The following is an 11903-nucleotide window of genomic DNA, read 5'->3' as shown; positions in this document are numbered from 1 at the left end:
ACCGGTAGGGTGGATAAGCGCAGCGTCATCCACCGTTAATTTTTTGAAAATAGCGCGGTCATGTGCTCCAGCACCTGGGTTGCGCTGTAGTAATCCAGGCGGAAGGTTTCGGTGCCAAGCGGGTAAACATGTTTGTTCTGCACCGCGGGCAGGTGCGACAGCAGCGGGTTAGCTTCCAGAGCGGCGGCGTCTTTCTCGTTACCGGCAAACAGGAACAGGCTCTCGCCGTTCAGCCCCGCGGCAAGGTTTTCACCGCCAAGCTGAACGATATCGTGGCGCTTGCCCATGCTCTGGCTGGTGTGCAGCGCCGCGGGCAGCGTGGCGAGCGTAAAGCCGAGCTGCTCCAGAAGCTTGCCCTGAGCGGATTCCGGCGTCCACAGGTTCGCGGAGCGTGAGGCTGGGGTGTAAACCAGCGCGCTGACCGGCTGCGGCGGCAGATTAATTTTCGTTTTGGCCTCGCTGAGCTGCTTATCAAAGCTCGCGATGCGCGCGGCGGCCTGCTTTTCGTGACCGGTTATTTTGCCCAGGTCGGTGAGCACCTGCTGCCAGCTCTTGTCGTCGTAGTTGATAAGCAGCGTCGGGGCGATGGCAGAAAGCTGATCGTAAAGCGCGACCGCGGAATCACCTCCGGTGGCGCTGATAAGAATCAGGTCGGGCATCTGCGCGGCGACGGCTTCGGCGCTCGGTTCGCCGATATAGAGGCGCTGCACGTTGCGCTGCTTCGCTATTTTGCCCCACTGGCGCATGTAGCCCTGATCATCCGCCACGCGGTTTCCTGGCGTTGTCGCGCCGCTGGCAATCACGGGCGCATCAATCGCCAGCAGCGAACCTGTCAGCGTTACGCTTGTGGAGACGATGCGCTGTGGCGCCTGCTCCAGGGTGTGCGTTCCCCGGCTGTCGGCGATCTGGCGCGGCCAGTCGGCGGCGTGAACGAAATGGCTGAGGGAAAGAAGTAGCAGTGCGGTAAATCTGATTTTCACTCGGGGACATCCTGTTGAAATTAAAGGCTGGCGGTGGATGGCGCTGCGCTTACCCACCCTACAGGCAAAGAGCTCCAGGTCGGATAAGCACAGCGACATCAGACAAAAATGCTCAACTGTTGACAGTACGATCGATTCTCTTTAGGTTACCAGCCCGAAATACAAATGATAATTATTATTAATGACATTTATCATTTTTCTAACGGAGGACGCATGGATACGTTACTGGCCGAGGAGCCACAGAACAAGCAGCTAACCCCTTGTGCGGATAGCTTTTTCTTTATGTCTCCTTATCGAAGTTTTCAAACGCAGGGCTGTTTTATGCGTCTGGAATGTCCCGCCGAAGAGGGCGCGGATCTGCACGGTGTTCTGCAAACGCAGCTGCGCGAGGCCTTTGCGAAGGCCAAAGAGCTGGGTATCGATAAGCCGATAGCGGTTGGCGCGATCCCGTTTGACCCGCGCCAGCCCTCCGCGCTGTTCATTCCACGGAGCTGGCAGACCTTCTCCCGCGCCCAGCGGCAGCAGTCTGTGGCACAGAGCAAGCCCGCAGGACAACCCGGCGTGACCGCACGTAAGGCTATCCCTGAACAGGACAAATTTATGGCGATGGTGGCGCACGCCGCTGCCGCTACCAGCCAGCCCCATATCGACAAAGTGGTGCTTTCCCGCCTGATCGATATTGAAACCGACGCGCCAGTTGATATCGATGCGCTATTAGAACGGCTGATCGCCCAGAATCCCGCCAGCTTCAACTTCCACGTTCCCCTGCCGGACGGCGGTTCGCTGATTGGCGCAAGCCCGGAGCTGCTGCTGCGTAAAAGCGGTAAAAACTTCAGCACGCTGCCGCTGGCTGGCTCCGCACGCCGCAATACGGAAAACCTGGAACGGGACCGCGAGACTGGCGAAACGCTGATGAAATCCAGCAAAGACCGCCACGAGCACGGCCTGGTGACGGACGCCATGCGAACCGTGCTGCAGCCGCGCAGCCTCTCTTTGTCGGTGCCGGAAACGCCGGAGCTGATCACCACCCCAACGCTGTGGCACCTTGCCTCACCGATTTATGGCCAGGTGAAAGACGAGCGGGAAAATGCGCTGTCGCTGGCCTGCCTGCTGCACCCAACTCCGGCCCTGAGCGGCTTCCCGCACGACGTGGCGCAGAAGCTGATTGCCGAACTGGAGCCGTTCGACCGCGAGCTGTTTGGCGGCATCGTTGGCTGGTGCGACGCCGAAGGCAACGGCGAGTGGGTAGTGACAATCCGCTGCGCGCGGGTGGCGAAGAAGCAAATTCGCCTGTTTGCCGGTGCGGGCATCGTGCCTGCCTCTTCCCCTGAATCGGAATGGCGCGAAACCGGCGTCAAACTTTCCACCATGCTCAACGTATTTGGACTTAATTAAATGGCGATTGAATTTACCCGCTGGCCAGCGGATCTGGCCGCACGCTATCGCGAAAAAGGCTACTGGGCCGATCTGCCGCTTACCGACATCCTGAGCCGCCACGCAAAGAACGACGCGACTGCGCTTATCGACGGCGAACGTCGTTACAGCTACCGCGAACTGGAGCAGGCGGCAACCCGCCTGGCCTGCGCGCTGCAAAGGCGGGGCCTGCAAACGGGCGAAACGGCGCTGGTGCAGCTGGGCAACGTGGCGGAGCTGTACATCACGCTGTTTGCGCTGCTGAAAATCGGCGTTGCGCCAGTTAACGCGCTTTTCAGCCATCAGCGAACCGAGCTTGAGGCCTACGCAAAGCAAATCGAACCGGCGCTGCTGATTGCCGACCGCAAGCATAGCCTGTTTGCCCACGATGATTTCCTCGAAGGATTGTGCAGCCAGAACCCTTCGCTGCGTATGGCGGTGCTGCTCAACGAAAATGATCGCGACCGTTCCCTGACGGCGTTTATCAGCGAGCCGGAGGATAATTTTGTTGTCACCTCAAGCGCCGCCGATGAAGTGGCCTTCTTTCAGCTTTCGGGCGGCAGCACCGGCACGCCGAAGCTGATTCCTCGCACGCATAACGATTACTACTACAGCATTCGCCGCAGCGTAGAAATCTGCCGGTTCGATGCAGATACCCGCTTTTTATGCGCCATTCCCGCCGCACATAACTACGCGCTGAGTTCGCCCGGCTCGCTGGGCGTGTTCTACGGCGGCGGACGCGTGGTGCTGGCAAACGATCCGAGCGCCACGCTTTGCTTCCCGCTCATTGAACGCCATCAGATCAACGTCACCGCGCTGGTGCCGCCTGCGGTCAGCCTGTGGCTACAGGCCATTGGCGAGTGGGGCAGTAACCGGGCGCTGGCATCGCTGAAGCTGCTGCAGGTCGGCGGGGCACGGCTCAGCGAAGCGCTGGCGGCGCGTATTCCTGCGGAAATCGGCTGCCAGCTTCAGCAGGTGTTTGGCATGGCGGAGGGGCTGGTGAACTACACCCGTCTGGACGACGACAGCGAACATATCTTCACCACCCAGGGCAAACCGATGTGCCCGGACGATGAGGTCTGGGTAGCCGACGAAAACGGCAACCCGCTGCCGCACGGTGAAGTGGGCCGCCTGATGACGCGCGGGCCGTACACCTTCCGCGGCTATTACCGCAGCCCGGAGCACAACGCCAGCGCCTTTGACGCCAGCGGCTTCTACTGTTCCGGCGATCTGATCTCCATTGCCGAAGATGGCTACATCACCGTGCAGGGCCGGGAAAAAGATCAGATCAACCGCGGAGGAGAGAAGATCGCCGCCGAAGAGATTGAAAATCTGCTGCTGCGCCATGAAGACATTATTCACGCCGCGCTGGTGTCGATGGAAGACAGCCTGCTGGGCGAGAAGAGCTGCGCGTTTATCGTCGGCAGCCGCCCGTTCCGCGCCGTGGAGATCCGCCGCTACCTGCGCGAGCTGGGCATTGCGGACTTCAAGCTGCCGGACCGCATCGAAATTGTTGAGGCTTTGCCCCTGACCCCGGTCGGCAAAGTGGATAAAAAACGTTTACGCCAGCTGATTGCCCAAAAGGCGCTGGCTTCCTGATTGACGGAGACATTATGGCTATTCCAAAACTGAACGCATACGCCTTACCGACCGCAGCCGAGATCCCGGAAAGCAAAGTACAGTGGGCCTTCGAGCCTGGCCGCGCCGCGCTGTTGATCCACGATATGCAGGACTACTTTATCGATTTCTGGGGCGACAGCTGCCCGATGATCCAGCAGGTTATCGACAACATCGCCGCGCTGCGCGATTACTGCAAAAAGAACGGTATTCCGGTCTATTACACCGCGCAGCCGAATAATCAGAGCGACGAAGACCGCGCGTTGCTCAACGATATGTGGGGGCCGGGCCTGAACAAGCATCCGGAGCGCCAGCAGGTCGTTGCCGCTCTTGCCCCGGACGAGCAGGACACGGTGCTGACCAAGTGGCGCTACAGCGCGTTTATCCGCTCGCCGCTGGAGCAGTCCCTGAAAGAGACGGGGCACAACCAGCTGATTATCTGCGGCGTGTACGCTCATATCGGCTGTATGACCACCGCCACCGACGCCTTCATGCGTGATATCAAGCCGTTTATGGTGGCCGACGCGCTGGCGGATTTCAGCCGCGAAGAGCACATGATGGCGCTGAAATACACGGCGGGCCGTTCAGGCCGCGTGGTGATGACCCGCGATCTGCTGCCGGAAGCTGCCCCGCAAAATAAAGAGCAGCTTCGCGCCCTGATCCTGCCGCTGCTCGACGAGTCCGACATCCCGGAAGATGACGAAAACCTGATTGATTACGGCCTGGATTCCGTGCGCATGATGGCGCTGGCGGCGAGCTGGCGCAAAATTCACGGCGACATCGACTTCGTGATGCTGGCGAAGAACCCGAGCGTCGACGCCTGGTGGGCGCTGCTGTCCAGGGAGCCGCAGGCGTGAACATCGACTTTAGCGGCAAACGCGTCTGGGTAACCGGCGCGGGCAAAGGCATTGGCTACCATACGGCGCTGGCCTTCAGCGAGGCCGGGGCGACGGTGGTTGGTTTCGATCTGGCTTTCCCGCTGGACGTTTACCCGTTCGCCACTGAAACCCTGAACGTTGCTGATGCAGACCAGGTTAGCGTGCTGACCCGGCGCTTGCTTAGCGATGAACCCCGGCTGGACGTGCTGGTCAACGCGGCGGGGATTTTGCGCATGGGCGCAACGGATGAGCTGGCGCTTCAGGACTGGCAGGATACCTTCGCGGTCAACGTTGGCGGCGCGTTTAATCTGTTCCGCGCCGTCATGCCCCTGCTGCGCGAACAGCGGAGCGGGGCAGTGGTCACCGTTGCTTCGGACGCGGCCCATACGCCACGAACCGGCATGTCCGCCTATGGTGCATCGAAGGCCGCGCTGAAAAGCCTGGCGCAGACCGTCGGGCTGGAGCTTGCCCCCTTCGGCGTGCGCTGTAACCTTGTTTCGCCTGGCTCTACAGATACCGACATGCAGCGCCTGCTTTGGAAAACGCCGGACGCGGAGCAGCAGCGTATTAGGGGTTTTGCGGAGCAGTTCAAAATGGGGATCCCGCTGGGCAAAATCGCCCGTCCGCAGGAGATTGCCAGCACGATCCTGTTCCTCGCCTCCGACTACGCCAGCCATATCACGATGCAGGATATCGTGATTGACGGCGGCTCGACGCTGGGAGCCTGAGATGAGCATCTGGAAACGCCAGCTGAGCCTGACTGAGCTGAACGCGATGGGTGAAAAGTCGATGGTGGCGCTGCTCGGCATTACCTTCACGCGCATCGACGAAGCGTGTCTGGAAGCGGAGATGCCCGTAGACGAACGCACGCATCAGCCGTTTGGCCTGCTGCACGGCGGCGCATCGGTAGCGCTGGCGGAGACGCTGGGGTCGATGGCAGGGTATTTGACCACCGCGGAAGGGCAGTGCGTGGTGGGAACGGAAATCAGCGCCAGCCATCACCGAGCGGTGGCCTCCGGCAAAGTTCGGGGCGTCTGCAAGCCGCTACATCTGGGCAAAACTTCCCAGGTCTGGGAGATCGCCATTTTTGATGCGCGCGGCAAACGCTGCTGCACCAGCCGGTTAACCACGGCGACTCTGGGTTAAGTATTTTCGGTGGATGGCGCTGGCGCTTATCCACCCTACTCTTTGGGATGTCGGATAAGCGCCAGCGTCATCCGACATCCCCAGAAAGTGATCGCCCTAGCAAGCTGATGTAAAGACCTGGTCAAACCACGCGATTCCCATGTTTCAATATTGTTAAATTCCGAACTGTGTTCTAGAAACAAAATGTAACACCTCCACGTTTCTGGGCTGACAACGGAAAACCAACATGAATACTCCAGGGAAACACCTGATATGGGCAGTGCTGGCGATTATCGGGGCCTTCGCGCTCGGCTATATCGCGCTTAACCGGGGCGAACAGATTAACGCGCTGTGGATAGTGGTCGCCTCAGTCTGCGTTTATCTCATTGCCTATCGTTATTACGGTCTGTTTATCGCCAAACGGGTGCTGACGGTTGATGCGACCCGCATGACGCCAGCCGTGCGCCATAACGACGGGCTGGACTACGTGCCGACGGACAAGAAAGTGCTGTTCGGTCACCATTTTGCCGCTATTGCCGGGGCCGGGCCGCTGGTGGGGCCGGTGCTTGCCGCGCAGATGGGCTACCTGCCTGGCATGCTGTGGCTGCTGGCGGGCGTGGTGCTGGCCGGTGCGGTGCAGGACTTTATGGTGCTGTTTGTCTCCACCCGCCGCGACGGGCGTTCGCTGGGCGAGCTGGTAAAAGAGGAGATGGGCAACACCGCCGGCGTGATTGCGCTGGTGGCCTGCTTTATGATCATGGTGATCATTCTGGCGGTGCTGGCAATGATCGTGGTGAAAGCCCTGACCCACAGCCCGTGGGGCACCTACACCGTGGCGTTTACCATTCCTCTGGCGCTGTTTATGGGCGTCTATATTCGCTATTTACGCCCCGGGCGCATCGGTGAAGTTTCCGTTATCGGCCTGGTATGCCTGATCTTCGCGATTATTTCCGGCGGCTGGGTGGCCGAAAGCCCGACCTGGGCGCCGTACTTCGACTATACCGGCGTGCAGCTGACGTGGATGCTGGTGGGCTACGGCTTCGTGGCGGCGGTGCTGCCGGTGTGGCTGCTGCTGGCCCCGCGTGACTACCTCTCCACCTTCCTGAAAATCGGCACTATTATCGGGCTGGCCATCGGGATTCTGATTATGCGGCCGACGCTGCAAATGCCTTCCCTGACCAAATTCATCGATGGCACCGGCCCGGTGTGGACCGGCGACCTGTTCCCGTTCCTGTTTATTACCATCGCCTGCGGCGCCGTTTCCGGCTTCCACGCGCTGATTGCCTCCGGCACCACGCCGAAGATGCTGGCGAATGAAAACCAGGCCTGCTTCATCGGCTACGGTGGCATGCTGATGGAGTCGTTCGTGGCGATCATGGCGCTGGTGGCGGCCTGCGTTATCGACCCGGGCGTCTACTTTGCGATGAACAGCCCGATGGCGGTGCTGGCTCCGGCAGGTACGGCGGACGTTGTGGCCTCTGCGGCCAGCGTCGTCAGCGGCTGGGGCTTCCACATCACGCCGGAGACACTGACTAACATTGCCAACGAAGTGGGCGAGCAGAGCATTATCTCCCGCGCCGGTGGCGCGCCAACGCTTGCCGTGGGGATGGCCTACATTCTCCACGGGGCGCTGGGTGGCCTGATGGACGTCTCGTTCTGGTACCACTTTGCCATCCTGTTTGAAGCGCTGTTTATTCTGACGGCGGTGGATGCGGGCACCCGTGCGGCTCGCTTTATGCTCCAGGACCTGCTGGGGGTGATCTCTCCGGGCCTGAAAAGAACGGATTCGCTACCGGCGAACCTGCTGGCGACGGCGCTGTGCGTGCTGGCGTGGGGCTATTTCCTGCACCAGGGCGTGGTCGATCCGCTCGGCGGCATCAACACCCTGTGGCCGCTGTTTGGTATCGCCAACCAGATGCTGGCCGGGATGGCGCTGATGCTCTGCGCGGTGGTGCTGTTCAAAATGAAACGGCAGAAATACGCCTGGGTGGCGCTGGTGCCCACGGCGTGGCTGCTGATATGTACCCTGACGGCGGGCTGGCAGAAAGCGTTCAGCCCGGATGCGAAGGTGGGCTTCCTGGCGATCGCCAACAAGTTCCAGGCGATGATCGACAGCGGCAATATCCCGCCGCAGTACACCCAGTCGCAGCTTTCTCAGCTGGTCTTCAACAATCGCCTGGACGCCGGGCTGACCATTTTCTTTATGGTCGTGGTCGTCGTTATCGCCCTGTTCTCGATTAAAACCGCTCTCAGAGCGCTGAAGTCAGACAGACCGACCGCCAGCGAAACGCCGTACGAAAAGATGCCTGAGGATCTGGATGCGATCGTGGCCGAGGCTAAGAGCGCACACTAACTGACGATTTCCCCTCACCCTAACCCTCTCCCCAAAGGGGCGAGGGAACTGGATCGGTTTTCTCCCTCGCCCCCTGGGGAGAGGGCCGGGGTGAGGGGACAATTATCCGGAGAAAGATATGTTCGATAACCTGGCAAAAGCAGGAAAATACCTCGGGCAGGCCGCCAAAATGATGGTCGGCGTGCCGGACTACGACAACTATGTCCAGCATATGCGCCTGACCCACCCGGAGCAGACGCCGATGACCTACGAAGAGTTTTTCCGCGAGCGCCAGGACGCGCGCTACGGCGGCAAAGGCGGCGCTCGCTGCTGCTGATCCAGCGAGAGTCCGAATTTATTGTAACGACAATCTTGCTTATGTGATTTCACGCACGGTTTTTCGCCATCACGCATAAACCTGTTGTGTGAAACGAAGCTGTGTGTTTGTATGAAATTCGACGTTATCAATACACAACAACTATTCAGGACCCAAATGACTCCATTCACCCGTAACTCAGCCCTACTACTAACCGCGCTACCAGCCGCGGTGGTCGTCGTGCGTGTGGTGGTGGTCGTCGTCGGCAATGCGCCGTAGGGTCTGAATCAACGCATCGATTCCAAAACCCCGCCGGCGCAAACCGGGCGGGGTTTCTTGTTTTAGTCCCCCGGCCAGCAAGCGAAACGGCATAAAAAGAAGGACTGGAGCATGGCAATTTCGGAAAACCCACCGCAAGGTCGTATCACTGGCGCACAGCTGATTGTGCAAATGCTGGAGCACCACGGTATCACTACCGTCAGCGGCATCCCCGGCGGCACCGTCCTGCCGCTCTACAATGCCTTAAGCCAGAGCACGAAAATCCGCCATATTCTTGCTCGGCACGAGCAGGGCGCGGGCTTTATGGCACAGGGCATGGCGCGCACGCAGGGCAAAGCGGCGGTCTGCATCGCCTGTAGCGGCCCCGGCGCAACCAACCTGGTCACCGCGATTGCCGATGCGCGACTTGATTCCATCCCGCTGGTTTGCATTACCGGCCAGGTGCCTAAATCCATGATCGGCACCGACGCCTTCCAGGAAGTCGACACCTACGGCATCTCCATCCCGATTACTAAACATAACTATCTGGTTCGCGATATCAACGAGCTGCCTCAGGTCATCTGCGACGCGTTTCGCATTGCCGAGTCAGGCCGTCCTGGCCCGGTGTGGATCGACATCCCGAAAGACGTTCAAACCGCGGAAATTGATATCAGCGCTCTGCCTGCGGTTTCCGAACCGACCCCCTCTCCGGGCTTTGAAATTCAGCAAATCGTTGATGCCGCAGCGATGATCAACCAGGCGCAGCGCCCGGTGCTGTATCTCGGCGGCGGTATCATCAACGCCCATGCGCAGGCTCGCGCGCTGGCTGAAAAAGCCAGTCTGCCAACGACAATGACGCTGATGGCGCTGGGGACGATCCCGGCAAAACATCCGTTATCGCTGGGGATGCTGGGCATGCACGGCGCGCGCAGCACTAACTACATCCTGCAGGAAGCTGATTTGCTGATTGTCATGGGTGCACGCTTCGACGACCGCGCCATTGGGAAAACAGAGCAGTTCTGCCCGAATGCAAAAATCATCCACGTGGATATCGACCGCGCCGAGCTGGGCAAAATTAAACATGCCCATATCGCGATTCGCGCGGACGTGGGCGACGTGCTGGAGCAACTGCTGCCAAAAATCGACGCGCTGCCCCGCCAACAGTGGCTGCAGCAGGTTGCTGGCCTGCAGCAGGAGTTCCCGTTCAGCCAGCCTGGCGCCGATAACCCGTTAATGCCGTATGGCCTGATTAACGCGGCCGCCGCCTGCGTTGACGACGAAGCGATTATCACCACCGACGTAGGCCAGCATCAGATGTGGGTGGCCCAGGTTTATCCGCTGAACCGGCCGCGCCAGTGGCTGACCTCCGGCGGGCTGGGCACTATGGGCTTTGGCCTGCCTGCTGCCGTAGGGGCCGCGCTTGCCGAACCCAACCGCAAAGTGCTGTGCTTTACCGGCGACGGCAGCATCATGATGAATATTCAGGAAATGGCCACCGCCGCAGAACATAACCTGGACGTGAAAATCATCCTTATGAACAACCAGGCGCTGGGGCTGGTGCATCAGCAGCAAACGCTGTTCTATCAGCAGAATGTCTATGCCTCCACCTATCCGGGCCAGACGAACTTCCTGAAAATTGCCGAGGGCTTTGGCCTGGCGACCTGCGATCTGAACGCGGCCGCCGATCCACAGGCAGCCTTACAGGAAGCAATCTCTCGCCCTGGGCCGTGCCTGATCCACGTGCGCACCGACGCCGATGAGAAAGTATTCCCGATGGTGCCGCCAGGCGCTGCCAACATTGAGATGATTGGAGAGTAAGCCATGCAACAACAAACCGTTATTCTGGAACTTACGGTGCGCAACCATCCGGGCGTGATGTCCCACATCTGTGGCCTGTTTGCCCGCCGCGCCTTCAACGTCGAAGGCATACTCTGTCTGCCGCTACCCGACGGCGACCAGAGCCGCATCTGGCTTGAAGTAGCCGACGACCAGCGCCTTGAGCAGATGATAAGCCAGGTTGATAAGCTGGAAGACGTGGTGCAGATCAGGCGTGACGCTGATGGCCAGCAGGTGTTCAGCAAGCTGACGGCGCTGGTGCAGTAACACTCTGACGGCGGAGGCGTAGTCCTCCGCCAGCACGAAATCTGCGAGCGATCTCCGGTTTATTTTGCTGCCAGTTGTACGCCGTTCATTTTCTTCAGAAAGCCTTCTCAGAATTTAATCTCTCCTTATAAAACATCGTGAAAGGGATGCATGATTGCGCTAATTTCAGTGTGTCCCTTGCTGGCGTCAGTTGGTTTTAGCCAGTGTTTGGCCTTTGCTTTGGCATAGGTCAGTATCTGGTCAGGAGGGGACATGGCGCGCATTGCAAAGCTTTTTAAAAACGGTAGAAATCAGGCAGTGAGGTTACCGGTGGAATTCGAATTTGATACGGATCGGGTGTATATCCGACGGGACAAGGAGGGCAACGTGATTCTTTCAAAAAGACCTGCAAAACCAGACAACTGGGAAAATGTGATCTCGCTTATCAAAAAAGCCCGGGTACCTGATAACTTCCTCGACGCGCAGGAGCGTAATTAGCCGCCTGCCGACAGAGATCCTTTTGCCGGAATCAAATGATGATCTACATGCTGGATACCAATACGGTTAGCTACTTTTTGCGTCAGCATCCGCAGGCGATCGCCAGAATTTCTGCTGTTCCACCATCGCGTATTGCGATCTCTGGTATTACGGAAGCAGAGCTGCTGTACGGTGTAGAAAAAAGGCAGAATAAGAAGCTGAAAGCCGCTGTGATGGGGTTTCTGGATGCGATATCAGTCTATTCCAGGGAGAGCGTTACGGCTGAAGCATACGGTAAACTACGGGCGAATCTGGAAAAAAAGGTGTTGTTTTAGGCTCGCTGGGTATGCTCATAGCCGCCCATACTCTCAGTGAAAAAACGACGTTAGTCACCAGCGTCCGCGCGTTTTTTAGCATTGCAGGAT

At 59.1% G+C, this 11903-nt stretch carries 13 protein-coding genes; 12 read left to right on the top strand and 1 reads right to left on the bottom strand.

The window, feature by feature from the left end:
- Positions 1 to 35 precede the first annotated feature (35 nt).
- Positions 36 to 980: a Fe2+-enterobactin ABC transporter substrate-binding protein gene (fepB, locus tag AAE045_RS21000; RefSeq protein WP_455549351.1), complete on the bottom strand. Its 945-nt coding sequence runs from the start codon at positions 978 to 980 to the stop codon at positions 36 to 38.
- A 213-nt stretch (positions 981 to 1193) separates the two neighbouring features.
- Here fepB and entC point away from each other — a divergent pair, with 213 nt between their 5' ends.
- From entC to AAE045_RS20940, 12 genes are all read left to right on the top strand, one after another.
- Positions 1194 to 2375 (top strand): isochorismate synthase EntC, encoded by a 1182-nt coding sequence (gene entC / locus AAE045_RS20995; protein ID WP_455549350.1) that lies wholly within the window; start codon positions 1194 to 1196, stop codon positions 2373 to 2375.
- Positions 2376 to 3992, top strand: coding sequence for a (2,3-dihydroxybenzoyl)adenylate synthase (locus AAE045_RS20990; protein ID WP_455549349.1), 1617 nt, complete (start codon positions 2376 to 2378; stop codon positions 3990 to 3992). It begins immediately after the preceding gene.
- Positions 3993 to 4006: 14 nt separating this feature from the next.
- The gene (locus AAE045_RS20985; RefSeq protein ID WP_455549348.1) at positions 4007 to 4867 is read left to right on the top strand and encodes an isochorismatase family protein; all 861 of its coding nucleotides are present in this window, start codon (positions 4007 to 4009) and stop codon (positions 4865 to 4867) included.
- Between the two features lie 2 nt (positions 4868 to 4869).
- Positions 4870 to 5616 carry a 2,3-dihydro-2,3-dihydroxybenzoate dehydrogenase gene (dhbA, locus tag AAE045_RS20980; RefSeq protein ID WP_202306820.1) on the top strand — a complete coding sequence of 249 codons (747 nt, stop codon included), beginning with the start codon at positions 4870 to 4872 and terminating at the stop codon, positions 5614 to 5616.
- Position 5617: 1 nt separating this feature from the next.
- Positions 5618 to 6034, top strand: coding sequence for a hotdog fold thioesterase (locus AAE045_RS20975; RefSeq protein ID WP_202306786.1), 417 nt, complete (start codon positions 5618 to 5620; stop codon positions 6032 to 6034).
- A 226-nt stretch (positions 6035 to 6260) separates the two neighbouring features.
- On the top strand, positions 6261 to 8366 hold the full coding sequence (gene cstA, locus AAE045_RS20970) for a pyruvate/proton symporter CstA (RefSeq protein WP_455549347.1): 2106 nt from the start codon (positions 6261 to 6263) through the stop codon (positions 8364 to 8366).
- 118 nt (positions 8367 to 8484) lie between these two features.
- A complete protein-coding gene (locus tag AAE045_RS20965) occupies positions 8485 to 8682 on the top strand; it encodes a YbdD/YjiX family protein (RefSeq protein WP_202306761.1) in 198 nt (65 codons plus the stop codon).
- Between the two features lie 156 nt (positions 8683 to 8838).
- Positions 8839 to 8940 (top strand): ilvB operon leader peptide IvbL, encoded by a 102-nt coding sequence (gene ivbL / locus AAE045_RS20960; RefSeq protein WP_455549386.1) that lies wholly within the window; start codon positions 8839 to 8841, stop codon positions 8938 to 8940.
- A gap of 111 nt (positions 8941 to 9051) precedes the next feature.
- Complete coding sequence (ilvB, locus tag AAE045_RS20955; RefSeq protein ID WP_455549346.1) at positions 9052 to 10737, top strand: acetolactate synthase large subunit; 1686 nt, start codon at positions 9052 to 9054, stop codon at positions 10735 to 10737.
- Between the two features lie 3 nt (positions 10738 to 10740).
- Entirely contained in the window at positions 10741 to 11022 is a 282-nt protein-coding gene (gene ilvN / locus AAE045_RS20950; protein ID WP_202306755.1) for an acetolactate synthase small subunit, read from the top strand.
- A 252-nt stretch (positions 11023 to 11274) separates the two neighbouring features.
- The gene (locus AAE045_RS20945; RefSeq protein WP_455549345.1) at positions 11275 to 11499 is read left to right on the top strand and encodes an antitoxin; all 225 of its coding nucleotides are present in this window, start codon (positions 11275 to 11277) and stop codon (positions 11497 to 11499) included.
- Between the two features lie 38 nt (positions 11500 to 11537).
- Entirely contained in the window at positions 11538 to 11813 is a 276-nt protein-coding gene (locus AAE045_RS20940) for a PIN domain-containing protein (RefSeq protein WP_455549344.1), read from the top strand.
- The last annotated feature ends 90 nt before the right edge of the window (positions 11814 to 11903 follow it).

Source organism: Dryocola clanedunensis, assembly GCF_038405435.1.
Classification (GTDB): domain Bacteria; phylum Pseudomonadota; class Gammaproteobacteria; order Enterobacterales; family Enterobacteriaceae; genus Dryocola; species Dryocola clanedunensis_A.
The sequence above is the reverse complement of the archived record's forward strand: the minus strand, read 5'-3'. Positions and strand labels throughout refer to the sequence as shown.